Origin of the sequence: Blautia parvula, from assembly GCF_020215665.1 — a bacterium.
Classification (GTDB): Bacteria; Bacillota; Clostridia; order Lachnospirales; family Lachnospiraceae; genus Blautia; species Blautia celeris.
Map to the genome: position 1 here is coordinate 1,138,701 of NZ_CP084061.1, position 26,386 is coordinate 1,165,086.

Annotated in this window: 27 protein-coding genes; 6 read left to right on the forward strand and 21 right to left on the reverse strand. The window is 49.2% G+C overall.

Features of this window, described 5'->3' with window-relative positions; all coding sequences use genetic code 11:
- Positions 1–90: 90 nt before the first annotated feature.
- The 4 genes from LC508_RS05465 to LC508_RS05480 all read right to left on the reverse strand — a co-directional run bounded on the left by LC508_RS05465 (position 91) and on the right by LC508_RS05480 (position 4,836).
- The gene (locus tag LC508_RS05465) at positions 91–819 is read right to left on the reverse strand and encodes a YebC/PmpR family DNA-binding transcriptional regulator (protein WP_118594087.1); all 729 of its coding nucleotides are present in this window, start codon (positions 817–819) and stop codon (positions 91–93) included.
- The gene (locus LC508_RS05470; RefSeq protein WP_225305328.1) at positions 789–2,135 is read right to left on the reverse strand and encodes a hemolysin family protein; all 1,347 of its coding nucleotides are present in this window, start codon (positions 2,133–2,135) and stop codon (positions 789–791) included. Before LC508_RS05470 ends, LC508_RS05465 begins: the two co-directional genes overlap by 31 nt.
- Before the next feature lie 150 nt (positions 2,136–2,285).
- A complete protein-coding gene (locus tag LC508_RS05475) occupies positions 2,286–3,518 on the reverse strand; it encodes a M17 family metallopeptidase (protein WP_033140306.1) in 1,233 nt (410 codons plus the stop codon).
- Between the two features lie 100 nt (positions 3,519–3,618).
- Positions 3,619–4,836 carry a helix-turn-helix transcriptional regulator gene (locus LC508_RS05480; RefSeq protein WP_118594088.1) on the reverse strand — a complete coding sequence of 406 codons (1,218 nt, stop codon included), beginning with the start codon at positions 4,834–4,836 and terminating at the stop codon, positions 3,619–3,621.
- A 161-nt stretch (positions 4,837–4,997) separates the two neighbouring features.
- On the opposite strand from LC508_RS05480, the gene LC508_RS05485 reads away from it, so the two are divergent.
- Positions 4,998–5,969: a uroporphyrinogen decarboxylase family protein gene (locus LC508_RS05485; RefSeq protein ID WP_158587324.1), complete on the forward strand. Its 972-nt coding sequence runs from the start codon at positions 4,998–5,000 to the stop codon at positions 5,967–5,969.
- Here the strand turns inward: LC508_RS05485 and LC508_RS05490 are convergent.
- The 4 genes from LC508_RS05490 to LC508_RS05505 form a co-directional block, all read right to left on the reverse strand.
- Complete coding sequence (locus LC508_RS05490) at positions 5,962–6,312, reverse strand: type II toxin-antitoxin system PemK/MazF family toxin (RefSeq protein ID WP_018594007.1); 351 nt, start codon at positions 6,310–6,312, stop codon at positions 5,962–5,964. The two genes, LC508_RS05485 and LC508_RS05490, sit on opposite strands and share 8 nt — an antisense overlap.
- A gap of 151 nt (positions 6,313–6,463) precedes the next feature.
- Positions 6,464–7,600: an alanine racemase gene (alr, locus tag LC508_RS05495; protein ID WP_033140309.1), complete on the reverse strand. Its 1,137-nt coding sequence runs from the start codon at positions 7,598–7,600 to the stop codon at positions 6,464–6,466.
- A complete protein-coding gene (locus tag LC508_RS05500) occupies positions 7,597–9,099 on the reverse strand; it encodes an NAD(P)H-hydrate dehydratase (RefSeq protein WP_103732646.1) in 1,503 nt (500 codons plus the stop codon). The genes alr and LC508_RS05500 overlap by 4 nt, the downstream gene beginning before the upstream one ends.
- Positions 9,100–9,198: 99 nt before the next feature.
- Positions 9,199–9,843 (reverse strand): redox-sensing transcriptional repressor Rex, encoded by a 645-nt coding sequence (locus tag LC508_RS05505; RefSeq protein WP_033140311.1) that lies wholly within the window; start codon positions 9,841–9,843, stop codon positions 9,199–9,201.
- 172 nt (positions 9,844–10,015) lie between these two features.
- On the opposite strand from LC508_RS05505, the gene LC508_RS05510 reads away from it, so the two are divergent.
- Positions 10,016–11,923 (forward strand): ABC-F family ATP-binding cassette domain-containing protein, encoded by a 1,908-nt coding sequence (locus LC508_RS05510; protein ID WP_118594089.1) that lies wholly within the window; start codon positions 10,016–10,018, stop codon positions 11,921–11,923.
- A 62-nt stretch (positions 11,924–11,985) separates the two neighbouring features.
- On the opposite strand, the gene LC508_RS05515 is transcribed toward LC508_RS05510, so the two are convergent.
- From LC508_RS05515 to LC508_RS05545, 7 genes are all read right to left on the reverse strand, one after another.
- Positions 11,986–12,783, reverse strand: coding sequence for an ABC transporter permease subunit (locus tag LC508_RS05515; RefSeq protein ID WP_181014383.1), 798 nt, complete (start codon positions 12,781–12,783; stop codon positions 11,986–11,988).
- On the reverse strand, positions 12,780–13,679 hold the full coding sequence (locus LC508_RS05520; RefSeq protein WP_033140314.1) for an ABC transporter ATP-binding protein: 900 nt from the start codon (positions 13,677–13,679) through the stop codon (positions 12,780–12,782). Before LC508_RS05520 ends, LC508_RS05515 begins: the two co-directional genes overlap by 4 nt.
- Positions 13,666–14,325: a TetR/AcrR family transcriptional regulator gene (locus tag LC508_RS05525; protein WP_052099203.1), complete on the reverse strand. Its 660-nt coding sequence runs from the start codon at positions 14,323–14,325 to the stop codon at positions 13,666–13,668. Before LC508_RS05525 ends, LC508_RS05520 begins: the two co-directional genes overlap by 14 nt.
- A gap of 168 nt (positions 14,326–14,493) precedes the next feature.
- Positions 14,494–15,705 (reverse strand): NADP-dependent isocitrate dehydrogenase, encoded by a 1,212-nt coding sequence (locus LC508_RS05530; RefSeq protein WP_033140315.1) that lies wholly within the window; start codon positions 15,703–15,705, stop codon positions 14,494–14,496.
- Positions 15,692–16,390: a GntR family transcriptional regulator gene (locus LC508_RS05535; RefSeq protein WP_033140576.1), complete on the reverse strand. Its 699-nt coding sequence runs from the start codon at positions 16,388–16,390 to the stop codon at positions 15,692–15,694. Before LC508_RS05535 ends, LC508_RS05530 begins: the two co-directional genes overlap by 14 nt.
- Positions 16,391–16,418: 28 nt before the next feature.
- Entirely contained in the window at positions 16,419–17,807 is a 1,389-nt protein-coding gene (locus LC508_RS05540; protein ID WP_103730947.1) for a beta/alpha barrel domain-containing protein, read from the reverse strand.
- Between the two features lie 126 nt (positions 17,808–17,933).
- Complete coding sequence (locus tag LC508_RS05545; protein WP_033140317.1) at positions 17,934–18,776, reverse strand: S8 family peptidase; 843 nt, start codon at positions 18,774–18,776, stop codon at positions 17,934–17,936.
- Positions 18,777–18,893: 117 nt separating this feature from the next.
- On the opposite strand from LC508_RS05545, the gene LC508_RS05550 reads away from it, so the two are divergent.
- Together LC508_RS05550 and LC508_RS05555 are read left to right on the forward strand one after the other, a co-directional pair.
- The gene (locus tag LC508_RS05550) at positions 18,894–20,588 is read left to right on the forward strand and encodes a S8 family peptidase (RefSeq protein ID WP_033140318.1); all 1,695 of its coding nucleotides are present in this window, start codon (positions 18,894–18,896) and stop codon (positions 20,586–20,588) included.
- A gap of 81 nt (positions 20,589–20,669) precedes the next feature.
- A complete protein-coding gene (locus tag LC508_RS05555; RefSeq protein ID WP_033140319.1) occupies positions 20,670–20,927 on the forward strand; it encodes a hypothetical protein in 258 nt (85 codons plus the stop codon).
- Positions 20,928–21,076: 149 nt separating this feature from the next.
- Here LC508_RS05555 and LC508_RS05560 read toward each other — a convergent pair whose 3' ends face one another.
- Entirely contained in the window at positions 21,077–21,235 is a 159-nt protein-coding gene (locus tag LC508_RS05560) for a hypothetical protein (RefSeq protein WP_156120822.1), read from the reverse strand.
- A 108-nt stretch (positions 21,236–21,343) separates the two neighbouring features.
- Here LC508_RS05560 and LC508_RS05565 point away from each other — a divergent pair, with 108 nt between their 5' ends.
- The gene (locus tag LC508_RS05565) at positions 21,344–21,676 is read left to right on the forward strand and encodes a hypothetical protein (protein WP_033140320.1); all 333 of its coding nucleotides are present in this window, start codon (positions 21,344–21,346) and stop codon (positions 21,674–21,676) included.
- Positions 21,677–21,921: 245 nt separating this feature from the next.
- On the opposite strand, the gene LC508_RS05570 is transcribed toward LC508_RS05565, so the two are convergent.
- Positions 21,922–22,503: a hypothetical protein gene (locus LC508_RS05570; protein WP_103730948.1), complete on the reverse strand. Its 582-nt coding sequence runs from the start codon at positions 22,501–22,503 to the stop codon at positions 21,922–21,924.
- 42 nt (positions 22,504–22,545) lie between these two features.
- Between LC508_RS05570 and LC508_RS05575 the strand changes: the two genes are divergently transcribed.
- Complete coding sequence (locus tag LC508_RS05575) at positions 22,546–22,809, forward strand: hypothetical protein (protein ID WP_033140577.1); 264 nt, start codon at positions 22,546–22,548, stop codon at positions 22,807–22,809.
- 59 nt (positions 22,810–22,868) lie between these two features.
- On the opposite strand, the gene LC508_RS05580 is transcribed toward LC508_RS05575, so the two are convergent.
- The 4 genes from LC508_RS05580 to rpoZ all read right to left on the reverse strand — a co-directional run bounded on the left by LC508_RS05580 (position 22,869) and on the right by rpoZ (position 26,385).
- Entirely contained in the window at positions 22,869–24,152 is a 1,284-nt protein-coding gene (locus LC508_RS05580) for a competence/damage-inducible protein A (RefSeq protein WP_033140321.1), read from the reverse strand.
- Between the two features lie 43 nt (positions 24,153–24,195).
- Positions 24,196–24,738: a CDP-diacylglycerol--glycerol-3-phosphate 3-phosphatidyltransferase gene (gene pgsA / locus LC508_RS05585; RefSeq protein WP_033140322.1), complete on the reverse strand. Its 543-nt coding sequence runs from the start codon at positions 24,736–24,738 to the stop codon at positions 24,196–24,198.
- Positions 24,722–26,062 carry a 30S ribosomal protein S12 methylthiotransferase RimO gene (gene rimO / locus LC508_RS05590; protein WP_103730949.1) on the reverse strand — a complete coding sequence of 447 codons (1,341 nt, stop codon included), beginning with the start codon at positions 26,060–26,062 and terminating at the stop codon, positions 24,722–24,724. Before rimO ends, pgsA begins: the two co-directional genes overlap by 17 nt.
- Positions 26,063–26,124: 62 nt before the next feature.
- Complete coding sequence (gene rpoZ / locus LC508_RS05595; RefSeq protein ID WP_033140324.1) at positions 26,125–26,385, reverse strand: DNA-directed RNA polymerase subunit omega; 261 nt, start codon at positions 26,383–26,385, stop codon at positions 26,125–26,127.
- Position 26,386 lies beyond the last annotated feature (1 nt).

Here is a 26,386-nt window from a genome sequence, read left to right on the forward strand (position 1 = left end):
TCCGCACAATAAAGTCCAACAGATGTAAATGCAAAAATACCCCTCTGCACAGTTCCCTGTGCAAAGAGGTATCTCATATTCAGCGTATTTTTACTCGTCCCAGTTATGCCATACATACTGTACGTCATCGTCATCCTCAAGCAGATCCAGTGTTCTCTGCAGGTTCTTCACATCCTGCTCATCGGAGAGTTCCACATAGGTCTGGGGGATCATGGCAACATCGGCTTCTGCCATGGGGATGCCCTCTTTTTCCAGGGCTTCGCGGACAGCACTGAAATCATCCGGAGCTGTGAGGACCTCAAAGCTGTCCTCCTCCTCGGAAAAGTCTTCTGCGCCTGCGTCCAAAGCGATCATCATCAGGTCGTCTGAGTCCATCTCACACTCTTCTTTGTCGATGATGATCTGGCCTTTTTTATCGAACATAAAGGATACGCATCCCGGTGTTCCGATATTGCCGTTTCCTTTTGTGAAAGCACTTCTCACATTGCTGGCTGTACGGTTCTTGTTGTCTGTCAGGGTCTCCACAATGACAGCCACACCGCTTGGGCCGTAGCCTTCGTAGGTAATGTATTCGTAGTTGTCCGCATTGGCATCGCCTGCTGCTTTCTTGATGCCGCGGTCAATGGTGTCGTTTGGCATGTTGTTTGCTTTTGCCTTTGCGATCACATCGCGGAGTTTACTGTTGTTTGCAGGGTCCGGGCCACCCTCTTTTACGGCTACCACGATTTCCCTGCCGATCACGGTAAAGATTTTACCTTTTTTTGCATCATTTTTCTCTTTTTTATGTTTTATGTTTGCGAATTTTGAATGTCCTGACATTTCTCTTCTCCTTCTTTTTTGGGCAGTTTTTCCACCCTTACTTTTTGTATTGTATTATTTTCCACCCCAAGGATGGTAAATAAATATCCATTTGCCCTGACTTCCTTATCCTCCTGCATATTCGGTATATGCCCGAGTAAAGAGGTCAGATATCCATTTAATGTCTCATAGTCTTCATCCTCAAAATCAATGTCCAGCACCTCTCCCACCTCTTCCAGCGGAGTAAGTCCTTTCATCAGATAGGAGTCATCAAGCTGCTCCACAATAAAATGGTCGTCTTCGTCATATTCGTCCAGGATATTGCCCACAATCTCTTCCAGAATATCCTCCATGGTCACAATGCCTGAAGTCTGTCCGTATTCATCCACCACCACAGCCATGTGGATCTTCTTGGCCTGCATCCGTTTGAACAGATCATTGATGCTTCTGGTTTCCGGAATATAGGAGGCCTCCCGGATCAGATCCGGTATCTGGCCCACGGGCACATCCCCTTTGTTCTCAAAGGTCATCTGTTTCATGGCATCCTTCAGATGCAGAATGCCGATAATGTCATCAATATCCTCCCTGTATACCGGATATCTGGAATTGCTTCCGTTCAGCATATAGGAAAGCGCTTCTGCCAGAGGCGTATTTACCTCTATGGCGCTGACATTTTTCCGGTGAGTCATAATATCCTGGGCTTCCTTGTCGGAAAACTCCATGATATTCTGAATCATTTCCGCTTCATTTTCTTCAATCACACCCTGTTCATGGGCATCATCCACCATTGAAATGATCTCTTCTTCTGTCACATCTTCTTCGTTATGATGGGGATCCACACCCAGCAGGCGCACCAGTCCGTTGGACAGCTTCATAATCAAAAACGTAATCGGATAAAACAGCTTCACGATCAGCCGTACCAGTCCGGCTGTGCGGTAAACCCATTGATGGGGATTACAGGTAAACAGTTTCTTGGCGGAAATCACGCCCACAGCCACAAGCAGGATCAGCACCAACAGCACCACGATCACAACACAAATGCCGCGCAGTAAAGCGTCCGGTATGTAGGAAAATGCAGATACCCCGTTCAGTGCCGTATACATGTATGGAACAATCTCACGGATTCCCACATACCCGGCCAGGATACTGAGAAGCGTACCGACCGTAAGGATGGTATTGACCACCATAACCGGGTTGTTCACCACATCCAGGAGCCAGCGGGATTTTTTGTCACCCTCCTGCTGCCTTTTCTCCACTTCACTTTCGCTTACTTTCTGTATGGCAGAGCCAAATCCATATAAAATTCCGTTAATGATGATGAATAATAGAAAAACCATTACCGCCCATAAAGGACTACTCCCGTCATCCATATGATTAAAAAATTCCTTCTTTCTTCCCTCATATTTGCCCTTTTTGCAGGGCTGTCCTATATTAAGATACCATTTTCGTGCACAGCAGTCAAGAAAAAAAGAATCCCCCGAAGAGGTTCACATCATGAACTCTCCGGGCAATTCTTTTTCAACAAAGGCCGCGATCGCGGCTATATCCGCCCCGCTGGCTCCCTTTTCCATGTAAAGCGTATCCTCCCGGTTCACAGAAGGGCCTGCTGCGTCCAGATGGATCCAGCGCACGCCTTTTCTCAATATATTCCGCTGAAATGCAAGCGCTACGCTGAGATGCTTTTTCCGGCATTCCGGCCACGGCAGTTCATGGTAGATATGGTCCAGCGGCAGTGCGAATGCCGGCTCTCCCAATCCCTGGGCAGTAAAACGGAACCGTTCCCCCGTCTCCTTGTCATTGCTGAAAATACCTGTGACAAAATCCCCATATTCCGCTCTGCAGGCATAGGTAAGGGAGGACAGGTCGATCAGCCACACAGCGCCCATATTCTGGGCCCGAACCATGGCGTCAGCCAGCATGATCCGGCTTTTTCTCCGCGCGGCGCAGAGTTTATTTTGACGTCTGTCCCATACCCCCTCATCGGAGGCAGTTTCCGTAAAACTCAAAACCGCGATGATGTTTTTTCCTGTCTTGCTTCCGGCCAGGATCTCAAAAACAGACAGCATGTCCGCAGCTCCGCACAGGTCAAAACAGATATCCTCCTGGGCGTCGTGATAGGCATGGTACAGCTCCTCTTCTATTCCGTAAAAAATGCTTCTTCCGATCAAAGCCACAGCCCCCATACATGAGCCGCAGTTATAATGCAGGGTAACGGTACGCACCCCTGCCTCTTTGACCGAATCGCAGGGCACGCCAAGGGATTCGGCCAGCTCCTCTGCATATCGGGCCATCTTCTCAACATTGATATGCCGGAAAGGAAGGTTGCCCAGGGTTCTGGCATGACCGATACAGACAGCCTCCCTCTTTCCCTCTGTGACGGCGGACAGTAAATTTTCTGATGAAATAATATAAAAGATACCATCACCATAGTCACACAGCCTGTCCCTGCACTGATATACCGTAGCCGTTTCCAATTCTTCCAGCGCATTTTCGCAAAAATGGTAGGCGCCCTGATACAGACATCGTATGATCACCTTCACCAGCTCCCGCTTTCTCTGAAAGCTCAGACCGCCGGTATCCATAAATATGCAGTGGCAGCCCCTGCGCTTTCTTCCGAGCTGTTTAAACTGCCTGCACAGCGCCGGGATGCTGGCATATCTGGGAATGACAAAATCTTCCCAGACCGCACTTTCAGATCGCTCCATATACGTGATTTCCATCTCTTATCTCCCCGTGACTCATCCATAACCAAATATAACTCATTATATTTTCTAAACGCTTTGCAGGCAATGGACAAATCCCACATATCCGGTGGATTATTTACACAGTATCGGACTGCCGGTACTGCATGGGTGTCATTCCTGTGATTTTTTTGAACACACGGAAAAAGTAATGACAGTCTTCATACCCCACTCTCTCTGATATTTCCCTTATATGCAGATGCGTTTCCTTTAAATACTCCTTTGCCTTCTCCACACGCAGCCTGGTAATGTAATCCACCGGGGAATGGTGCATTTCCTTTTTAAAGATCGCGGAGAAATAATTGGGATTCATACCGTAGCGCTCTGACAGCAGATTGATGGATATCTCTTCACAGTAATGCTTTTTTATGTACTCCTCTGCCAAAAGGACCTTGTCTCTGGCCCTGGAATCCGAACGCCTGCGGCCGTTCTGGAATTCTGCGGCTATGTTCCAGATATAGTCAAATATCTCATCCATGGTGTACATTTTATCCAGCACATAATAGCTCTTCAGAAGCATATCCGCATCAATGGCGCCCCGGATTTCCGGTTCATAATACTGCATGAGAATGCTCAGGGTCCTTACCCATAGAATCCTGATATAGGACATGCCGTACTTCTTGACCATATCCTCGGAAAAAAGGGTGTGCAGCATTTTCCTGCTTTTCTCTGACTGCCCCTGCTCCAGATATTTCTCCAACATGTGAAACCTGACAGCGGGCAGCTTCTTTGTCCGGAAAATGTACTCATCCTCGTAAAAATATAAGTTGGAGCACCCATATGCGATTCTGCGCTCCAAAGCAATTCTGGCCTCCTCCAGATTCTGCAGGCAGACCCTGTCGGTCAGACTGCTGACACCTACAGTCAGATATACACCTTTCTGTTCTCCGAGAACGGTCTTCAGCCGGAGAAAAATCTGTTCAGTCTCCCTGCGCAGACTTCTCTTGTCTCCTCTCTCATAAAACACCGCGTAAATCTGGCTGGAACAGGTCAGGCTGTTGGCAGAAAGTATCCCACACTGCGCCGGCATCCTGGTGACAAGTTCCCTTGTGTAGTCTCTCAGTCTCCTTTCCTCTTCCCACCAGCTCTTGCTGCCGCACACTATGACACAGATGTCGAGAACCGCAAGATAAAATGCCAGGTCTTTGCCGCCGGAAGTCAGTTGGGAATATAAAGGATACTTCTGTCTGATAAAAGGACCTGTTTTGGGTTCATGAACCAGCAGGTTCACCTCCCGGTCCAGTTCAAAACCATACTCTGCACCTTTGGCTCCCGTATCTTTATGGATCGTTTTCATTTCACTCCCTCCTTCCCGCTCTTACAGTCACTTTATTCTATATCTATTATACCATGGAATGCAGCAGAAAAAGTTCCAAAATCAAATTTTGAATAAATCATTGTTTTTATAAAATTCTGGTGTATAATGTAAGTAACCAATATTGGATGGGAGGTTTTTATATGACACCAAAAGAAAATTTCAGAAAATTTTTTCAGCACGAACGCGGTGAATGGTTTCCCAGTTTTTTTACAGACGCTAACCTGTCTGTCTTTATAACGGGAATGGATGAGCGTGCGCCCCATAACCAGTCCGGAAAAGATTTCTTCGGATGTACCTGGGTGTATGATCCTGTGGGAAATGCAGCCGTGCCTGACACCAGTGTTTTGCCGGTTCTGGATGATATCTGTGACTGGAGAGAAAAAGTAGTCTTCCCTGATTTGGACGCCGTAGACTGGGAGGCAAGCGCAAAGGCAGACAAGGTGGACCAGTATGACCCGGACAAATTCAATTATTCCATGCTTCTGGAAGGCCCCTTTGAACGTCTGCACACACTCATGGGCTTTGAAAACGCCCTCTGCGCCATGCTGACAGACCCGGAGGAGGTAAGCGCCTTTTTCGACCGGCTTACAGAGATGAAATGCAGAGAACTGGACATTCTGAAAAAGTACTACCTCACAGAAGCCGTATGCTTCCATGATGACTGGGGCACGCAGAAAAACATGTTCTTCTCCCCGGACATCTGGCGCAGCCTGATCAAACCGCAGATTAAAAAAATCGCAGCCCACTGTCACTCTCTCGGCATGTTCTTCGATATGCATTCCTGCGGCAAAATGGATCAGATCATAGCGGAGTTCCCGGAGATCGGCATAGATTCCTTCCAGGGACAGGGCATCAACGACATTGTGGGGGCAATGAAAAAGACAGGCAGAAGCCTGTCCTATAACATCACACCAAAGTATCAGGACCTGGAAGCCCAGGCGGCAGCAGGAAACCTGACAGAGGAGGAAGTCAGAAGCCATATCCGGGAAGAAGTTTTATCCTGTGCAAAGAACGGAATCTATACAACTGCCTTCGTCCCGGTAAAGACCTGGTGGTTCCCCATCGCCATGCAGGAGGCGAAAGCCTGCGAAAAGGAAATTTTCACTATGTAGTGGGAAGTTCCAGGCTCACGCACAGGGCATGATTGACTTTCTTCAGTATTTCCGCATCCAGATGGCATACCTTGTCTTTTAATCTTCGTTTATCAATTGTGCGAAGCTGCTCTAACAGGATCACGGAATCCTTCACGATCGCGTAGGAGGATGCGTCAATCTCTATATGGGTGGGCAGCTTCGCCTTGTTCATCTTCGATGTTATGGCCGCACAGATCACTGTGGGGCTGTGTTTATTTCCGATGTCATTCTGAATGATCAGCACCGGACGGATTCCGCCCTGCTCACTTCCGACCACCGGCCTTAAATCCGCGTAAAAAATATCACCTCGTTTGATAACCACACATTTCACACTCCGATTTTTTTCTGTTCAGATATAATTCTTCCCAATTCTCTCGTGTGTATTCCATGGTTTTTCTTGTTTTTTACTTTTCTGAAACCAAAGTCCTCCAAACGGCTGAAAAAACGGTGCGCAGGCACGTCCACACGGCCGGCTACTGCCCGGAAACGTACAGACGCGGCACACGTTTGTTGATGCAGCAGGCAAACTCATAATTAAAACGGCCGGATATCTCCCCCAGCTCCTCCATTGTGATGCACTCCTGCCCGTCTCTTCCGATCAAGGTCACTTCATCTAACTCTTCCGCTTCCGGAATATCTGTCACATCTGCCATGAACTGATCCATACAGACGCGTCCGATAATAGGCGCGCGCCTGCCTCGTATCAGCACGCTGCCCCTGCCTGACAGCCCTCTGCAGTACCCGTCCGCATACCCCACGGGAATCGTGGCCACCCTGGTCGGGCGTGTTGTGACAAAGGTACCGCCGTAACTGATCTCCACGCCGGGTTCCACTGTCTTTATGTATACAACTCTGCTTTTGAGAGCCATAACCGGTTTTAAAGGCACCGGCTCCTTTTCCACCTGGTCGGATGGATACAGGCCGTACAGAATAATGCCTGCCCTCACTGCATCCATGTTCGCCTCGGGAATACGGATGATACCCGCGCTGTTGGAACAGTGCTTCAGAGGCACATGCAGCCCCTTCTCCTCCAGTGCATGGACAAATTTCAGGTATCTCTCAAGCTGCACATACGCCGGTTCCCTGTCCGTCTCATCGGCTCTGGCAAAATGTGTGAACAGACCTTCCACTTCAAGGCCGGGCATCTCTGCGATCTTCAGAATCTCCGGTACATCATGCTGTAAGTCGCGATAGCCGATACGGGTCATACCTGTATCCAGCTTAATATGTATCTTTACTGTTTTGTTCAGCCGCTTTGCCGTATCCGATAAATCCTCAGCCATCTTACCGGTAAAAACGGTTGGACGGAAATCATTTTTGATGATCGTCTCGTAATCTTCCAGAAAGGTATATCCAAGGATCAGAACAGGCTTTTTGATGCCGCCCTCCCGAAGAGCAAGTCCCTCTTCCACACAGGCCACTGCAAATCCCCAGATATAGGGCAGTGATTCTATGTGTTCGGCAATGGGAAGCGCTCCGTGTCCATAGCCGTCCGCTTTGAGTACGGCTATGATCTTCGTGTCCTCATGGATATTTTTCTTCATATTTTCCAGATTATAGGAAACCGCATCCAAATCTATGGAAACGTAAATCCTGTTTGGTGTCTTCATAAAACTGCTCCTCTTTTCTTCAAGATCTCCGCTGTCTGTGTAATGATATCCCCGGCAATCATGCTGTACTCACCTTTTTGGGCGGCGGCCATATCCCCTGCCATACCGTGGAAATAAACGCCGAGAGCTGCCGCCTCCCTGGCTGAAAGTCCCTGGGACAAAAATCCCATGAGGATGCCAAAGAGCACGTCCCCGCTTCCCGCTGTTGCCATACCGCTGTTGCCGGAGGTGTTGATAAATATCTCCTCGCCGCCGTCGGAAATGACGGTACGTGAATCTTTACACACGGCTGTCAGGTGATATTTCCCGGCAAAACGTTTTGTCAGGTAAAGAGGCGCTTCCTTCCACTCCTCCACAGATACCCCGGAGATTCTGGAAAACTCACCCAGATGCGGTGTCACAAGGACCGGTGCCGGATACTGGGACAGCACTTCCATTCTGCCGGCCAGCAGATTCAGGCCGTCTGCGTCAATCAGCAGAGGTTTTCTGCCCTCCGCCAGTATGGTATACAAAATATCTTCCGCCTGCTGTCCTGTGCCGAGTCCCGGTCCTACCCCGATCACATCAGCCCATGCAAGCCCTTCCCGGATCTGTTCTTTTCGGATCTCTTCATCGTCATAAAAGCTGTACATGGCCTCCGGCAGCATTGTGGTCAGTGCCTGACGGTTCTCTTCCCTGGTATGTACCTTTATCATGCCTGCGCCGGCCCTAAGAGCCGCACAGGCGGAGAGATATGCCGCGCCGCTTATATCCCGGCTGCCGGCTGCCAGGAATATTTTCCCGAAAGTTCCTTTGTTCCCGTCCGGCTTCCTCGCCGGAATCCGGCACAGATCCTTCTCCTCACAGCTCTGTATGGACAGTTCAAAATCATTCTGAGGCAGCCTGTAGATTCCGATATCAGCCGTCCTTACCTTGCCCGCGCAGGATGCGCCCGGGTAGAATAAAAGACCTGCCTTCTCATAAGCAAAGGTGACTGTCACATCAGCCTTCACTGCGCAGCCCAGCACTTTCCCCGTATCAGCACTGATACCTGAGGGAATGTCCACTGCCATGACCTTTGCCCCTGACCGGTTCAGAGCTTCGATGGTGTCCCTGTATTTTCCGCCCACTTCCCTGGACAGACCTACACCAAAGACAGCATCTACTATAGTAGTATATTCAGCAGGTACTGCATTCTTGACAAAGGATATATGATAATTTTCTGCAATTTTCACTTGCTTTCTCATTTCTTCTGTATAATGGTCCTTTTTTCCAAGTATACAGATATCTGCCGAGACACCTGTCATATGGAGCATACGGGCCACCGCTACGCCGTCCGCACCGTTATTTCCGGTACCGCAGAGCACCAGAACTCTTTTCAAAGGAAAATTTTCCTCCCGAAGTGCCTGACAGACACTCAGAGCTGCCCGCTCCATAAGTACCAGGGAGGGAATTCCAATCTCGTGGATCGTGTATTCATCCAATAGCTTCATCTGTCCGCCGGTTACGATTTGTTTCATATCATACACTCCTCTCTTATTCCGGTATGAATCAGGGACGTCTGTCAAACCTTCCTGCAGAGCAAAAGGCCGCCGCAAAAATTCCGCAGCAGCCTTTTCTTACTTTTTATGTTCGGTCACATAACAATTCAGGTTATAAGACAATCGCATGAGGCTCTCAGAAAGGTGTACATTTTCCACGATGACATCCTCCGGGACCTCCAGATCCAGATGTGCGAAATTCCAGATGGCTTTGATTCCGTTTTCCACCAGCAGGTTGGCTGTCTCCTCCGCGTTATTCTTAGGCAGAGTCAGCGCTGCTATCTGAACATCATTATCCTTCAGATACTGGGGAAGTTCATCCATCATAAGAATTTCGTTCCCACGGATAGAGATACCTTTCAGAACCGGATTCACATCAAATATACCCACCACTTTAAATCCGCGCTTTTCAAACTGTACATAATTGGCCAGTGCCTGTCCCAGATTGCCGGCTCCGATGATGATCATGTTGTGGGTCCTGTCGAGCCCCAGAATCTTGGCGATCTCTGTGTACAGGTACTGCACATTATAGCCGTATCCCTGCTGCCCGAATCCTCCGAAATTGTTCAGGTCCTGGCGGATCTGGGATGCGGTCACGCGCATCTTGCTGCTCAGCTCGTTTGAGGAAATACGTTCCACACCATCTTCCAAAAGTTCTCCTAAATATCTGTAATATCGGGGAAGTCTTCTGATGACTGCTTTCGATATGCATTTTTCGTCCACGACTTTACCCTCCTTATGTCTAAGTTTTCTGTTTCATATAGGAATATTATATATAATTGTTAAAATAAAGTCAAATACAATTCCAGTTATTGTTGTTTTTATCTGTTGTCAAATTCTGAATTTCCGATATAATAGGAAGGGTGAACCAAAAGATAAAGGAGATTCGTATAAAATGATACTGGCATGTCAAAACATTGAAAAATCGTTCGGAGGCATGAATCTGATCCATGATGCCTCCTTCCATATAGAAGAACGCGAAAAAGCCGCCCTGGTGGGCATCAACGGAGCAGGAAAATCCACACTGCTGCGCATCATCATGCAGGAGATTCCCGCGGACAGCGGAGAGGTAATCTTATCAAGGGGCAGGACCATCGGCTATCTGGCCCAGCATCAGGAGTTGGACAGCGCGCTCACCATCTATGACTCTCTGCTCCAGGTCAAACAGCATATTCTGGATATGGAGCTCCATATGCGCAGAACCGAAAAACAGATGAAGCACGCCCAAGGGGAGGAGCTGGACCGCCTGATGGAGACGTATTCCCGGCTGACCCATGAGTTTGAGATGGAGAACGGCTATGCGTATAAAAGTGAGCTTGTGGGCGTACTGAAGGGACTCGGCTTTCCGGAGAGTGACTTTGAAAAAGAAATCTCCACCCTGTCAGGAGGCCAGAAAACCCGTGTGGCCCTTGGCCGCCTGCTGCTGTCAAAACCGGATATCATCCTTCTGGATGAGCCTACCAACCATCTGGATATGGACTCTATCTCCTGGCTGGAGACGTACCTTTTGAATTATCCAGGAGCTGTCCTTATCGTATCCCACGACCGGTATTTTCTGGACAGGATCGTGACCAAGGTGATTGATATTGACAACGGAAAGGTAAGCTCCTTCAGCGGAAACTATTCCGCCTACAGTGAGAAAAAGGCCCAGCTTCGCAGAGATGCCTACCAGGCCTACCTCAATCAGCAGCAGGAGATCAAACACCAGGAGGAAGTCATTGCCAAATTAAAGCAGTTCAACCGGGAAAAGTCCATTAAGCGGGCTGAGAGCCGGGAAAAGATGCTGGATAAGATTGAAGTCATAGAAAAACCGACTGAGGTAAACGCGTCCATGCGTATTTACCTGAAGCCCCGCATAGAGAGCGGCATGGATGTGCTGACCGTGGAACATCTCTCTAAATCCTTTCCCTCCCTCCCGCTGTTTTCTGATCTGAACTTTTCCATCAAACGCGGGGAGCGTGTGGCCATCATCGGGAATAACGGAACCGGAAAAACGACGATACTCAAAATACTGAACGAGCTGGTCCCGGCCGACGCCGGCGTCTTCCATCTGGGAAGTAAAGTACACATCGGCTACTATGACCAGGAGCACCACGTGTTGCATATGGAAAAAACCATCTTCGAGGAGATTTCGGATGATTTTCCCAAGCTCACCAACACGGAGATCCGCAATCTTCTGGCTGCCTTTCTCTTTACCGGGGATGATGTCTTTAAGAAGATCGCATCCTTAAGCGGCGGGGAACGGGGTCGCGTATCCCTGGCAAAGCTCATGCTCTCAGAAGCCAATTTCCTGATCCTGGATGAGCCTACCAACCATCTTGACATTATGTCAAAGGAGATCCTGGAGGAGGCCCTGCGCAATTATACGGGTACGGTGCTGTATGTATCCCATGACCGTTACTTTATCAACCGTACCGCCACCAGGATCCTGGAACTGACCAACCAGAGTATGGTAAACTATATCGGCAACTATGATTATTACATGGAGAAAAGGGAGGAGCTCACCCGCATCTATGCTCCGGGCCTTGAGGAGGAACAGGCCGCGGAATCCGTATCCGCCACGAAACTGGACTGGAAACAGCGCAAAGAAGAACAGGCACGCCAGAGAAAGCGTGAAAATGATCTGAAGAAGACAGAGGCAGAGATTGAACGCCTGGAAACCAGGGACAAAGAGATCGACAGTGAGATGGAAAAACCTGAAGTTGCCGTCAATGTGGCTGAATGCGTCCGGCTTGCCAATGAAAAAGCTGAGATCGCAGAAAAGCTGGAAGAACTGTATGAAAAATGGGAAGAGCTGGCATAATGCCTGCTCCTCCCGTTTTTTATATCCGGCTGCTATCCTTCGGCCGTCTGCGATTTCATCTCTTACAAAGGCAGATCCCGTTTGCTGAACCGTATGATCCCGATTCCCATAAGCAGGATTCCTGCCAGATATAAAATGCCGCACATGATCCACGCCTTCCCGTCACCTGCAGCCAGCCCGTCAATGTCAAAGAGGGTTATGGGGGTGGCGTATTTTACTTTCTCGAATTTATCCCCCACCTGTGATATCATCTGCAAGAGAATGGAATATACCACCACGGTTGTGCTGACCGCGGAGGAAGTCTTTGTCTCATTGCTGCAGCAGGATGCACAGAAACATGTCCCGCCGAAAAATACAAGGATACCCAATAATCCCACATTGATCCGAAGGAAGGCACCTGTCTCCATCTCTCCCGGAAAAAGCGCCTCACTGAAAGCAAGAATCAGGCAGGTCACATATACCACCATGACAACCAGGCAGGTCAGCATGAAGACACACTGAGTCAGCATGATCTTCCAGCGTTTCTGTGGTACCGCCAGCAGGTAGGCCATGGAACCGTTATCTACATATCTGGATACCAGTCTGTTGGATAGGATAATGATAAATACCCCGGGGAAGGCCACATACAGCATTCCGTATAAATATCCGGATACAAATTCCAGCAGCGTCTGGCCCACGTCAGCCATGCCGAATGCCGCAAACAGATCCGGCATACTGTCAGCCATCATTTTCAGGCTGTCTCCCATCTCGGGGTTGAACATCATGGTGATCATACTTCCGTATACACTGAGCACTGCAAGAAAAATGACGAGCAGCAGCCAGTTGGATTTGATCTCTTTTTTAAACAGTGTAGCATTCATGATTTTGCTGCCCCCTCTCCGTAGAAATGCATGAAGAACTCTTCCAGGCTCTGTGTGCGCACGTCGAAATCCGTGACCGTATAGGCGCCTGCTTTTTTGATAAAGGCATCCAGGTTTTTTCCAACCTTGGCCGTTACCGTTTTACTGCCGGGCTGATAGACTGCCTCCGGGAATGCGGCAGCGAATGCCTCTGCCATATCCGCCTCCCGGAAGGTGATATCAATCACCTTCTGCCGCCCCTCTTTCAGTTTCTCCATCTCCTCCACTGCAACCAGCCGTCCGTCTCGGATAATGGCAGCGCGGTCACAGGTGCGCTCAATTTCCTCAAACATATGGGAAGACATCAAAATGGTCTTTCCCTTTTTCTTCTCGGAAAGGATCAGCTCCACAAAACGGTTCTGCATCAGAGGGTCCAGTCCGCTGGTGGGTTCATCCAGGATCAGGATGCTGGCCAGCGGGTTCATAAAGGCACAGACGATTCCTATCTTCTGCTTCATGCCCTTTGACATTTTCTTCAGTTTGCCGGACGCGTTCAAGTCAAACATCTTCATCAGTTCCTGTGCCCGGCCCATATCTCTCATATTTTTCATTTTAGCCACAAAGCGGATAAACTCCATCCCTGTCATGGAATCAATAAAAGCGATCTCTCCCGGCAGATACCCAAGAGATGTCTGGATCTTATCCGACTCTTTGAAGCAGTCCATATCCAGAATGGACAGTCTGCCCTTATCCGGTTTGATGAATCCCATCAACTGCCGGATCGTGGTTGTCTTACCGGCACCGTTTGGTCCTAAAAACCCCAGTACCTCTCCCTGTTTTACAGAAAAACTAACATCAAAAACGCCGCGGTTCTGCCCATAGTCTTTCGTAATATGACTGATTTCAATCACGTTCATTTTTTTGCCTCCTTCCAACCATTTCGGTTAGATACTCTTCTTTGTATGCGATCCGCTTCAGCATTTCTGACCATTTTCTGAATTGACGCATCAATTCATCCGCATCCACCGTATCGGTATAAAACATTCTCTGGTGCAGATATCCGTCAGTGAGCCAGAGAAGCATGTTCAGTATTTCTTTGGGATCTATGTCCTCCCTGAATTTAGTCATATCCACATTCTTGAAATAATCCACGAACATGGTATCCATCTGGTTTTTCATAAAAGAGTTCATATCTTCCGATACGTCCTCCCTGGATGTAAAAAATGCCCGGACACTGAACTCCATAAGAAAGGGAAAACTGGAGAGGATACGGGCTTTTTTGTCTGCTGCATAGGCCAGCAGCTCAAAATAATCCGTTATTTCAAAAAAGTGCCGGTCTAAAAGGCGCGGTCCTACCTTCTCCATTACATACTCAAATATGTACATATACAGCTCTTTCTTATTTTTAAAATAGTAAAACAGCAGCCCTTTTGAGATGCCTGCCTTTGCAGCGATCAGGTCTGTGGATGCCCGTTTGTATTCATTGGTGCCAAACACTTCCAGTGCTGCATTGACAACCGCGTTCTTCTTCTCTTCTGAGAGACTGCTAAGTCTGTCCTCCATCCTGTGCCTCCTTTAATGCTTTACCGATTCGGTTAATACCCATTATAAGAAATTGACTAAATTTTTCAACCCCTGCCCGAGACTTTTTTTCACAAATAATAAGTCCATGTAAGCAGGGACTTGTTTCTCTCTCTTACATGGACTTTTAAATCAGCAGACGCTTATTTTTTACGCGTATAAAACATCCAGATTCTTCCTTACAGCCAGGATAAACTCACGGCTGTTCAATACAGAAGGATTCTTAATTGACGTGATGAGTGCAAGGTCTTTTGTCATCTCTCCCTTTTCGATAGTAGTGAGCGTGGCCTGTTCCAGCCGGTCGGCAAACAGGCAGAGGTCTGTATTTCCATCCAGCTCCCCGCGTTTTCTCAAAGCTCCGGACCAGGCAAAGATGGTAGCCACGGAGTTGGTGGAAGTCTCTTCCCCTTTTAAATGTTTGTAATAGTGGCGCTGTACGGTTCCGTGTGCAGCTTCATACTCAAAATATCCGTGAGGGGATACCAGCACGGATGTCATCATAGCCAGAGAGCCGAAAGCGGAGGATACCATATCACTCATAACATCCCCGTCATAGTTCTTGCAGGCCCAGATAAAGCCGCCTTCGGCTTTCATCACACGTGCCACCGCGTCGTCGATCAGTGTATAGAAATATGTAATACCGGCCTTTTCAAAGGCATCCTTATATTCTTTCTCATAGATGTCCTGGAAAATATCCTTGAAGGTATGGTCATACTTTTTGGAAATGGTGTCCTTGGTGGAGAACCACAGATCCTGTTTTGTGGAGAGCGCATATTCAAAGCAGCTTCTGGCAAAGCTCTCAATGGAATCATTTAAGTTGTGCATTCCCTGTGCCACCCCGGCACCTGTGAAGTTATGCACCAGTTCTCTTGTCTCTGTTCCGTCAGCCGCGGTATATACAAGCTCCACCCTGCCCGGTCCGGGAATGACCATCTCTGTGTTTTTATAGACATCCCCGTAGGCATGTCTTGCCAGAGTGATGGGTTTCTTCCAGTTCTTTACACAGGGCTCGATTCCTTTTACCACAATAGGCGCCCTGAAAACCGTACCGTCCAGCATGGAACGAATGGTGCCGTTGGGACTTTTATACATTTCCTTTAAGTGATACTCGTCCATTCTGGCCGCGTTCGGGGTGATGGTGGCACATTTTACCGCTACTTTGTATTTCTTTGTGGCATTGGCCGCATCCACTGTCACCTGGTCGCCGGTCTCATTTCTGTACTCCAGTCCCAGATCATAATACTCTGTGTTCAGTTCCACATATGGCGCAAGCAGATCCTCTTTGATCATTTTCCAGAGGATCCTTGTCATCTCATCCCCATCCATTTCCACCAGAGGTGTTGTCATTTTAATTTTTTCCATTGTTGTCGTTCTCCTTTCCGTATTCTTCCCGCAGAATTTCTTCCAGATTAAAATGTTTCAGATTCTCAACTGTATTAAATATGTGTCTTGCAGCTACCTGTTCCGCCAGATCCGCGTTTTTGCTCTTTATGGCTTCCAGAATCTCTGTGTGCTCGCTGCCTGATTTATTCAGACGCATGCGGTTCATAATGGATACCTGCCGCACACGCTGTACATATTGATGAAAATCAGACAGTGTGTGGGAAAGCATCCGGCTGCCGGACGCCTCATAGAGCAGCTTATGGAACTTGCCGTCCATTTCGCAGACCTGTTCATAGTGTTCTTTCTTTGCATGATAGTCTGACAGGACAATGGCCTCCTCCATGGCTTCCAGCTGTTCCGGTGTTATATTCTCCACGGCCATCCGGGCACAGAGCCCTTCCAGCCGGGAGCGGATCAAATAAATATCAGTCACATCCCTTGCGGATATCCCGTTGACAAAGGCTCCTTTGTTTGGCACCAGGCGTACCAGGCCCTCCAGTTCCAGCTGCCGGATGGCTTCCCGGACCGGAGTTCTGCTGACTCCCAGCTCTTTCCCTATGGTACATTCCACCAATTCGTCTCCCTGCTGGTAACGGCCTTTCAGAATATCTGAACGGATCTTGTCAAACACCTGGCCCCTCAGGGACTTTTCTCTACCTGCCATTTTGCTTCCTTCCTCACATGTCATTGCCTTATAAGGTTATATTTAATCTTGCGCAGCTCTCCTCGATCACGGATATCAGCTCCTCATCCGTTAGGACAGTCACGCGTCCCTCCTCGTACTGGGTATCCACCCATGCCTTTACCATCTGCACCAGTTCGCTGTTCTTCTGCACCTGTTTCTCACCGGACAGGCGGTAATGATTGTTAATCCAGTGAGCAATGCCGGCAAGGCCCGAGGTGTTGGAAACAGCCACCTGCGGCGGACGGCCCAGGAATTTATCCGTATCAAAGATATTGTAGATCTCTTCATTCTTCAGAAGACCGTCTGCATGGATACCGGCTCTCGTCACATTGAACGCACTTCCCACAAACGGTGTTGTGGAGGGCACCTTGTATCCAATCTCTTTTTCATAGTACTCCGCAAGCTCTGTGATGACCCTTGTGTCCATGCCGTCCAGGGAGCCTTTGATCTGCGCGTACTCGAATACCATGGCTTCAAGGGGGGTATTGCCGGTTCTCTCACCAATGCCGAACAGGGAGCAGTTTACACCGCTTGCGCCGTAAAGCCACGCCGTCGTGGAATTGCTCACAGCCTTGTAGAAATCGTTGTGGCCATGGAATTCGATCAGCTCGGAAGGGATTCCGGCATGTGTCAGAATACCGTAAATAATGCCCGGAATGGAGCGTGGAATCACAGCACCCGGATAGTTCACGCCATATCCCATGGTGTCACAGCAGCGCACCTTAATGGGAATGGAGTACTCCTCCATCAGTTTATTCAGTTCCAGACAGAAGGGGATCACATAGCCGTAGATATCCGCTCTTGTTATATCCTCCAGATGGCATCTGGGGCTGATTCCCGTCTCCAGGCATTCACGGATCACACTCAGGTAATGCTCCATGGCCTGCTTTCTGGTCATTTTCATTTTATAGAAAATATGGTAGTCGGAACAGCTCACCAGGATACCGGTCTCCTTCAGACCAATGTCCTTTACCAGTTCAAAATCCTTCTTGCTGGCACGGATCCAGCTCGTAACTTCCGGGAATTTATATCCCCGCTCCAGACATTTATATACGGCGTCTCTGTCCTTTTTACTGTAAAGGAAAAATTCGCTCTGGCGTATCCTGCCGTTTGGTCCGCCCAGTTTGTGTAAATAATCAAAGATAGTTACAATCTGCTCTGTGCTGTAAGGAGCTCTTGACTGCTGCCCGTCGCGGAACGTGGTGTCAGTGATCCAGATGTCATCCGGCATATGATGGGGCACGATCCTGTCGTTAAACGCAATCTTGGGTACCTCTGTGTAGGGGAAAAGATTGTGAAATACATTCGGTGTCTGCACATCCACCAGGGGATACATATGCTCTTCCAGTTCCAGTAAGTTTGTATGGTAATTCATTCTGACAGCTCTGTTTATCATATTCGTCACTCCTCATCTTAACTTCCGGTATGACCCGGCATCACATTTTCAATATGCTATCACTTTATCTTAATGAATTTCTTGTATTATTGTATACAATGATACATTGTTTGTCAACTATAATTTTCAAATCTTTTCATCATATAAAAAATGCTCTAACTGAAAAAGCCCCCAACCCTGCAGGTTGTGGGGATAGCCCAGATCTTTAGCTGTCTCCATCAGTCTTTTCTTGACTTCCAGATTGGACAGTGCGGGATTTTTTTCAAGAAGCAGCGCAATGCCGCCTGAGACCATAGGGGTTGACATGGATGTGCCGCTTTTCACTGCATAAGGCATGCTGCCGCTTCGGTTGGCACAGGAGACAATGGCGTTGCCGGGTGCCACGATATCCGGCTTGATAATGCAGTCGCAGGTGGGGCCTCTCCCTGAAATACCCTGATGGCGTACCAGCATATCGGCAGAACCCACGGTGATGACTTTCCGGCTGCTGCCGGGAGCTGTGATGCTGCCCTGCCCCGGTCCCATGTTGCCGGCGGCGGCTACAACAATAAATCCGTCATCCCAGGCGGATTCCACCGCATAGATCAGATCCCGGTGCGATTCCTTCTGGGTAGTGCCCACGGAGATATTGATGATCCTGATGTTGTATTTGATCCGGTTGGCCTTGATCCAGTCCAGTGCTTCGATCACCTGCTCCTTATTGCCGTTGCCGCTTTCATCCAGCACCTTCACTGCAATGATATCGCAGCCCGGCGCTACGCCTTTGTATTTTCCGTTCAGGGCAGCTCCGCTGCCGGCCAGGATTCCGGCCACATGCGTGCCGTGTCCATTGTCATCATAAGGAAGGGTTCTTCCGTGTACCATATCAAGAAAAGCACGGATTCGGCAGTCAAAATCTATATGAGGATAAATTCCGGTGTCCAGGATGGCGACACCTATATTTTTTCCGGTAAGCCATTTCTGCATCATTTCCCAAAGCTCCGTATATGAGTTCTTCTTTATGGTATTCAGAAAACAGCTTTACTGCCAATATTTCAGAGGGCTTCCTCATAGACTTATTAAAAACAGACAGTATGGAAATTTTATATGCCTACAATCAAAGAAATGATCTTGTCTGAGGATTATGCCGACTATATCCTCCCCATATATCCGCAGTTTCTGGAAGACTACCGGGAATTTGGGGCCCAGCTTTTCAACAACTATTATGGAATGATACACGGGCGCCTCCCTTCCTCTGATATCAGGGATTATTTTGCCAATGGCCTCTTCTATAATACCATTCCCAATCTCTACTCCCTTCTGGACACGGTCAGTCTGGAGGTTTCGGGAATCACTGCAGTCCAGAACCAGCCGGCGCTGAATCTGAAGGGGCGCGGTATCCTGATTGGCTTCATTGATACGGGGATTGATTACACACATCCCGCATTCAGACGGTCAGACGGGGGCAGCCGCATCTACGGGCTGTGGGACCAGACGATTCAGAGCGGCACGCCGCCCTTTGACATGCAGTACGGGACAGGATACACCCATGAGGACCTGGAGAATGCACTGGCGTCAGAAAATCCCCTGGAGCTTATCCCCTCACAGGATACCATCGGTCACGGGACTTTTTTGGCAGGCGCCGCCGCGGGAAGCAGCCTGCCGGACAATGACTTCATAGGAGCTGCCCCTTCCAGTATGCTGGCAGTCGTAAAACTGAAAGAAGCGAAAAATTACTTAAAAGAGCTTTTCTACCACACAAGCAGCAATCCTGTTTATCAGGAATCCGATATCATGATGGGAATCCGCTATCTTCTGCTCCTCTCCAATGAGCTGCAGGCTCCCCTGGTCATCTGTATTGGCCTTGGCTCCAACCAGGGGGCGCATTCAGGACAATCTGCCCTTGCATCGTCCCTGACTGTATCTGCCAATTACTGGGGAGTCTATTCCGTAGCCGCAGCCGGAAATGAAGCGGGCAAGGCCCATCATTTCTTTGCAGAAGCACCTGCGCCAAACACCAGCACAGCAGTAGAGATCCTGGTGCCGGAAAATACAAGGGGATTTACCGCGGAATTATGGGGCGCGCCCCCTGAAATCTATTCGGTTGGTTTTGAATCCCCTTTGGGCGAGGTCATACAGCGGCTGCCCACCCGGATCAATTATTCGGATACCATACAGTTTGTATTGGAAGATACAGAGATTTTTATTGCCTCGGAACTGATTCAGACCATATCCGGTGACCAGCTCATTTTCTTCCGCTTTTCCAATCCCACACCGGGCGCATGGAAGATCAATGTGTATTCCAGCAGCAACAATGCGGGGAACTTCCATATCTGGCTTCCGGTCGACGGGTTTATGGCGCCTGATGTAACCTTTCTGAGACCGGACCCCAACACCACCATCACTGCGCCCTCGGCGGCGGAGGTGTCCCTGACCACTTCTACTTTCAACGCATACAATAACAGCCTGTTCGTCAACTCCAGCAGGGGATTTACACGTACAGGTCTCATAAAGCCGGATATCGCAGCACCGGGAGTCAATGTGTTCGGCCCGGCGCCCGGAGGACGTTTCACAACCATGACCGGCTCCTCTGTGGCGGCGGCCATCACTGCCGGAGCCTGTGCTCTTGTGATCGAGTGGGGGGCAAAAAGAAATCCGCCCAAGATATTTAACAATGCAGAGCTGAAAGCCCTGTTTATCCGCGGCGCCAGAAGAACCCAGGTACAGCTTTACCCCAACCGTGAATGGGGATATGGGGCGTTGGATGTGTACCGGATCTTCTCTGTTTTCACGAATATTTAAAAATCTTTTCCGCAAACCTGCACCAATTCCTCCCTGGCACATATCATGTAAGTGTAATCAAAATTCTTTGGAGGATACAAAATGAGTGATTTAGCTGCTACAAACTGTGGTTGCGGATGCGATGATAACTGTGGAGGAGGATGTGGAGTTTCCCGTGGATTCGGCGGCGACTGCAGCTGTATCATCTGGATTCTTCTTCTGCTTTGCTGCTGTGGAAACGGAAACAGCGGCGGCGGATGTGGAAATGATTGCGGATGCGGCGGCTTCGGCGGCGACTGCAGCTGTATTATCATTATCCTGCTGCTCCTGTGCGGATGCGGCGGACACGGTTTCTGCTAATCAATAACAAAACAAAAACAGATGAGAGGCTTTGGTAAAAGTTTGACTTTTCTCTGTTCCGCGGATATTGTCCTGTGACTGCAGGGCAGTCCCGGAACAGCAGTCTCATCAAAAAGAGCCGGGGTGATGAGCCCCGGCTTTTTACTTTGTCATGTTTCTTTTGCCCTGTTCTTTTCAAAATCAAGTCTTCTCTTTTCATCTGCTTCCATGGCTCTCTTTGCCGCCAGTTGTTTTTTCCTGATGCAGTCCATATCTATTTCATAAATGGTGTTGTCTTCCTCCACCAGTCTGATTTCATGCTGTTCCATGTGTATACACCCCTTTCCCTATTATACTATGGCAGAACTGTTTTTTCGTCATATCCTGTATAGAGGAAACATAAGGTTTAGAAAGCGGAAGTTTTGGAAGGAGCTAGAATGGAAGAACATAATATTCTGGACGAAATGATAGCGGAGGATCAGGTGGAAATTCTGAAAGCGGCCATGCCTTATCTTCCGGCCCAGGGCCAAAGGCTCATATCAGTATATGCCAAATTTCTGGAGTTATCCAATACCATACGTCTCTTCTCACAGCCGCAGGCGGATATGCAGATGCATGCCCAGGAGCAGTTTACGGCAGACCCTCTTGAAATGCTCACAGCCTGCAGCAAGGTATGCCGCGGACCTGCGAAGGAAAGAATTGACTCGCTCATCAATACCATGGCCATGGTGCAGCTTTTTGAGCTGTCCCAGGATGTGCCGAAACAGTAAAAACGGAGGTAAATATGAATAATCAGAATTACAGGCAGAATCTCAGAAATCCTGCCGGAAAGCCGTCGGCAGACGAGCCGCCGCAGACACAGGCGGAAAGCCGGAAACAAGAACAGCCATCAAACTCCCGTCAGAACGGCCCGGGCCAGGGAGGCTACCGTCCGGGCGGCCTCAGATTCCCCATCGGAAATCAGCAGCCCTATCACGCAGGACCACAGCCAGGCTCCCAGCAGGGCGGGCAGCCCTCACAAAATGGTCCTCAGCAGAGTGGGCAGGCCTCGCAAAATGGCCCTCAGCAGGCCGGCCAGACCCCACAAAATGCATTTCAGCAGGGTAACCAGACCTTCCAAAATGATTCCCGGCAGAACAGCCAGTCGTTCCAAAATGGCTCCCGCCAGAACACCCCGCCCTTCCGGAACGGTTCCCAGCAAGGTTCCCGACCTTTCCAGAATGGTTCTCAGCAGGGCAATCCGGCATTTCAGAACGGTTCCCAACAGGGCAATCCCGCTTTCCAGAACGGTTCCCAGCAGGGCAATCCCACTTTCCAGAATGCATCTCAGCAGGGTAATCCAGACTTCCAGAACGGTTCCCAGCAGGGCAATCCCGCTTTCCAGAACGGTCCTCAGCGGAACAATCCTGCTTTCCAGAACGGCTCTCAGCCCTTCCAGGGAAATACACAGGGCGGAGCGCAGGGGGGCGGGCCAGGGGTTAATTCCCAGGCATATCAGTCTGACCCCCGCGGTAATACCCAGCAGTACCAGTCCGGGCCGCAGCAGACTTACGGACAGTACCAGCAGAATACGCAGCAGCAGGGAAATCCTCAGCAACAGGGGAATTTTCAGCAGCAGGGGAATTTTCAGGACAACTGGATGAACAACCCCAATCTGAAAGGCATGGACCCTGAGAAGCTGAAAATGCTCAATAACATAGCAAATCAGGGAAGCCAGAAGGGAATGAACGAACTGCTGCCCTTTCTCATGTCAGCAGTCTCTCAGAACAAAAGTCAATCCGGGGGACTTGATTTTTCGCGTCAGGAGATGGACACCATAATCGAGGTATTGAAAATGGGAAAACCGCCGGAAGAGGTAGCCCGCATCAACCGTATGATGCAGATCATCAAAATGATGCATTAGATGCATTAGACTATAACAGCCGCCCGGTATCAGGTACCGGGCGGCTGTCTGTATGGAGATCATTTACTGCTTTCATCATTACGGCGCTCAAAATTTTCCAGAATACATTCTCTTAGAAGGATCAGGGCATAAGTTGCTGCCTGTTCCCTGATTTTGCTGCGGTCTCCCCCGAAGTGGAATTCCTGCACCACTGTCTTTCCTTTTAAGCAGCACCCGATAAACACGGTTCCCACCGGCGCCTGCTCGGTACCGCCGTCCGGTCCTGCGAATCCGGTGATGGAGACTGCTGCATCGGAACCAGTCACAAAGCATCCGCCTTTTGCCATTTCCTTTGCACACTTCTCGCTGACGGCACCGTATTCTTTTAAGGTGCTTTTCTTAACCATAACGTATTTTCTCTTGGCACGGTTGGTATATGTGACGAATCCCTGTTTTAACACATCGGAAGCACCCGGAACATCTACGATCCTGGCAGACAGCGCACCGCCTGTACAGGACTCCACCGTGGTCAGGGAGATATCCTGGTTTCTGAGCAGATCCACAACTGCGCTTTCCAGGGATTTATCCTCATCCGTGGTATAGATATTGGCACCGAAACGCACCTTCAGCTCACGGACGACAGGCTTGATCAGCTTCCTGGCAGCCTTTTCATTTTCAGCCTTTGCCGTCACACGCAGATGCACTTCCCCTGTCTTGGCATATGTGGCAATGGTGGGATTAGATTGTTTTTCGATGAGATCTTCAATATCTGTCTCCACCTGGCTCTCACCTAAGCCGCACACCTTTACCATCTCAGAGGCAATGACCTCCGGCTGCTTTTTCCTGAGATAGGGGTATATTTTTTCTTCAAACATGGGAATCAGCTCGTTTGGCGGGCCGGGCAGCAGAATCAGCACTGTTCCCTTTTCCTCCATTATGATTCCCGGGGCAGTTCCGTTTTCATTGTCCACAGCAGCGGCACCTTCCGGCAGAAGCGCCTGTTTCCAGTTATTCTCCGTGATCCTGGTACCCGGATGGCTCTTTACATAGTTATCCATATAAGCCTGGATACGCTCTCTGGAATGCTTATCCTCTTTCAGCTTTTTTCCCATAACCTTAGCAGCCACTTCTTTTGTCAGGTCATCCTTCGTGGGGCCAAGGCCTCCGCAGAGGATCACCACGTCAGACCGGTCCGTCGCTGTCCGGATAGTCTCCTCCAGACGTTTGTCATTGTCCCCCACAATACTCTGATGATACATGGAAAGCCCAAGAGCGGCGCATTTTCTCGCCAGGTAGGCCCCATTCGTATTCACAATATTGCCCAGAAGCAACTCTGTTCCCACACATATCAATTCCGCTGTCATAAGTTTCTCTCCTTCCCAGGCAGCATAGCCATATTTTCTTCCTTTAATCCTGCATGCTTAAAACACTTTTATTCTTCAAGATGTAATCCACAAGAGAGATCAGGGTAAGTGCAACGGCAATCACCACGAAAATCTGGATCAGGATCTGGAATGCCTGATTCTGGATATCCATGATCATAAGAATGATCATGATCATCTGTGATACGGTCTTGAATTTGCCCCAGTAGCTGGCAGCGATCACGATGCCGTTGTCCGCAGCTACCAGACGGAAACCGCTGATGATAAATTCACGGGCTATGATCACAATGGTGATCCAGGCCGGCAGCTCACCCATACCGGTAAAGCAGATCAGCGCGGAGCAGACCAGAAGCTTGTCCGCCAGCGGGTCCATGAATTTGCCGAAGTTGGTCACCAGATTATCTCTCCTGGCCAGATAGCCGTCCAGGGTATCTGTCAGGCTGGCAACGATAAAGATGGCCAGCGCGATCCACTTTCCGGCACTTCCCGCAATATCATACATTAAAAAAGCCACAAAGAACGGAATCATAACGACTCTTGCGATCGTCAGTTTATTCGGTGTATTCATCTTTTAACTCTCCTATCAAATCATATTCCAGAGCGCCGGTCACATGCACCTTGCACAAATCTCCTGAGATAAGCTCCGTATCCGTATTGACGAAAATATATCCGTCCACACCCGGTGCATCTCCGTATGTGCGGCCCACATAGGCATTTTCATCTGCCACTTTCCCTTCGATCATAACCTCAACTTCAGAGTGGATCTTCTTCTGTCCCTTGTCCAAGGAGATCTCCTGCTGAAGCTCCATAAGCTCTGCCTGACGGTCCTTCTTGACTTCCTCATCGATCTGGTCCGGCATAATGGCCGCAGGGGTATCCTCCTCAGGCGAATAGGTAAAGACGCCAAGCCTGTCAAACTCCATCTCATCAATAAAGTCCATCAGCTCCTCATGCTCCTCTTGTGTCTCCCCCGGAAATCCGGTGATCAGAGTTGTCCGAAGCACAATATCGGGAATCTCTCTTCTGAGAGCTGTGATGATGTCCACAAGTTCCTGCCTGGTGGTACGTCTGCCCATGCGCTTCAGGATTCTGTCATTGCAGTGCTGTATAGGCAGGTCCAGATAATGACAGATCTTCGGCTCCTCCTTCATCACCCGGATCAGTTCCGGATAGATCTCCTCGGGATAACAGTAGAGCATGCGGATCCATGCAATGCCGGGGATGCGGCACAGCTTCTTTAAAAGCTTATGCAGGGTTTTCTCCCCGTACAGGTCACAGCCGTATATGGTGGTCTCCTGCGCTACTATGATCAGTTCCTTCACGCCCTGCTCTGCCATGTATTCTGCCTGCTTTATGAGCTTTTCCATGGGAACACTGCGGTATCTGCCTCTGAGCTTCGGGATAATACAGTAGGTGCAGTGCTTGTCACATCCCTCTGCGATCTTCAGGTATTCATAATAGCCGCCGGTGGTGATCATCCTCTTTGTCTCCACATCCGGCAGATAGGAGGTATCCTTGAACTCCAGATACCGCTCCCCTTCAAATGCCTTGTCAAGGGCCTCTATGATGTCATCAAAGCTTGTAGTCCCCAGGACAGCATCTACTTCCGGGATCTCCTCTATAATTTCCTCCTTGTACCGCTGCGCCAGACAACCGGTCACCAGCAGGACCCTGAGGGAACCTGTCTCCTTATACTTTGCCATTTCCAGAATATTGGAAATGCTCTCCTCCTTGGCATCATGGATGAAGGCACAGGTGTTGACAACAGCCACATCAGCCTCTGTCTCATCGTTTACGATGGTATACCCATGCTCCACAAGCATGCCCAGCATCTCCTCAGAATCCGCCAGGTTCTTGTCACATCCAAGAGATATAAATAAAACTTTCCTCATGCATACTCCTTGTCAGTAATGGTAGAAAGGACTGCCCGCATCTGGCGGCAGTCCCTGTAAATTTAGTTCTCTGTTGTCTCCTCTTCCTCCTGGAAATCATCCGGCAGGATTTTTACCTTGCCCTGATAAATCTCTTCCACTGCTGTGGACAGAGGTTTTTTGCCTGATGAGTGAACCATGGCCTCACGGCCTGCAATAAGCTGTCTGGCTCTCTTGCTGGTAGCCAGTACAACAGAGTAACGGCTGGTGACTAACGGTTCGTCCTCGATATTGCCCTCCTCGTTGATTGCGTCCATTAATTCTGTGTAAGACGGATGTATCATA